Genomic DNA, 1,840 nt, shown 5'->3' with positions numbered 1-1,840 from the left:
GCTCTTTAACAATATAAACCTATCAATCTGTGTGGGCACTCGTTGATGATAATCAAAAAAGATTTATCAATGAACTGAGTGACCAATCAGAATCAAGTTTACTTGATTTTGGCACAGTCAATTCATTGTTGTTCTGTTGGAACAACAATAGCTTTAAAATTACTTTTTTACTTTCGAGTAAGAGCAGTTTTGAAGTCAGTATTCATTGAGCCGGTCTTAGGACCAACAAAACTTTAATTGAAGAGTTTGATCATGGCTCAGATTGAACGCTGGCGGCAGGCCTAACACATGCAAGTCGAGCGGCAGCACAGAGGAACTTGTTCCTTGGGTGGCGAGCGGCGGACGGGTGAGTAATGCCTAGGAAATTGCCCTGATGTGGGGGATAACCATTGGAAACGATGGCTAATACCGCATGATGCCTACGGGCCAAAGAGGGGGACCTTCGGGCCTCTCGCGTCAGGATATGCCTAGGTGGGATTAGCTAGTTGGTGAGGTAATGGCTCACCAAGGCGACGATCCCTAGCTGGTCTGAGAGGATGATCAGCCACACTGGAACTGAGACACGGTCCAGACTCCTACGGGAGGCAGCAGTGGGGAATATTGCACAATGGGCGCAAGCCTGATGCAGCCATGCCGCGTGTATGAAGAAGGCCTTCGGGTTGTAAAGTACTTTCAGTCGTGAGGAAGGTGGTGTTGTTAATAGCAGCATCATTTGACGTTAGCGACAGAAGAAGCACCGGCTAACTCCGTGCCAGCAGCCGCGGTAATACGGAGGGTGCGAGCGTTAATCGGAATTACTGGGCGTAAAGCGCATGCAGGTGGTGGATTAAGTCAGATGTGAAAGCCCGGGGCTCAACCTCGGAACCGCATTTGAAACTGGTTCACTAGAGTACTGTAGAGGGGGGTAGAATTTCAGGTGTAGCGGTGAAATGCGTAGAGATCTGAAGGAATACCGGTGGCGAAGGCGGCCCCCTGGACAGATACTGACACTCAGATGCGAAAGCGTGGGGAGCAAACAGGATTAGATACCCTGGTAGTCCACGCCGTAAACGATGTCTACTTGGAGGTTGTGGCCTTGAGCCGTGGCTTTCGGAGCTAACGCGTTAAGTAGACCGCCTGGGGAGTACGGTCGCAAGATTAAAACTCAAATGAATTGACGGGGGCCCGCACAAGCGGTGGAGCATGTGGTTTAATTCGATGCAACGCGAAGAACCTTACCTACTCTTGACATCTACAGAATCCTGCGGAGACGCGGGAGTGCCTTCGGGAACTGTAAGACAGGTGCTGCATGGCTGTCGTCAGCTCGTGTTGTGAAATGTTGGGTTAAGTCCCGCAACGAGCGCAACCCTTATCCTTGTTTGCCAGCGAGTAATGTCGGGAACTCCAGGGAGACTGCCGGTGATAAACCGGAGGAAGGTGGGGACGACGTCAAGTCATCATGGCCCTTACGAGTAGGGCTACACACGTGCTACAATGGCGCATACAGAGGGCAGCAAGCTAGCGATAGTGAGCGAATCCCAAAAAGTGCGTCGTAGTCCGGATTGGAGTCTGCAACTCGACTCCATGAAGTCGGAATCGCTAGTAATCGTAGATCAGAATGCTACGGTGAATACGTTCCCGGGCCTTGTACACACCGCCCGTCACACCATGGGAGTGGGCTGCAAAAGAAGTGGGTAGTTTAACCTTTCGGGGAGGACGCTCACCACTTTGTGGTTCATGACTGGGGTGAAGTCGTAACAAGGTAGCGCTAGGGGAACCTGGCGCTGGATCACCTCCTTATACGAAGATTACACTGATGAGTGTCCACACAGATTGATGGTTTATACAGTTTAAGAGACGA

1 rRNA gene is annotated in these 1,840 nt (G+C 50.9%); it reads left to right on the top strand.

Annotated features, from left to right (window positions below):
* Nucleotides 1–234: 234 nt before the first annotated feature.
* Nucleotides 235–1,779, top strand: a 16S ribosomal RNA gene (locus tag AACT21_RS06305).
* Nucleotides 1,780–1,840 lie beyond the last annotated feature (61 nt).

Origin of the sequence: Vibrio sp. V08_P9A1T1, from assembly GCF_963874405.1 — a bacterium.
Classification (GTDB): domain Bacteria; phylum Pseudomonadota; class Gammaproteobacteria; order Enterobacterales; family Vibrionaceae; genus Vibrio; species Vibrio anguillarum.
This window is presented reverse-complemented; position numbering and strand designations above follow the sequence as displayed.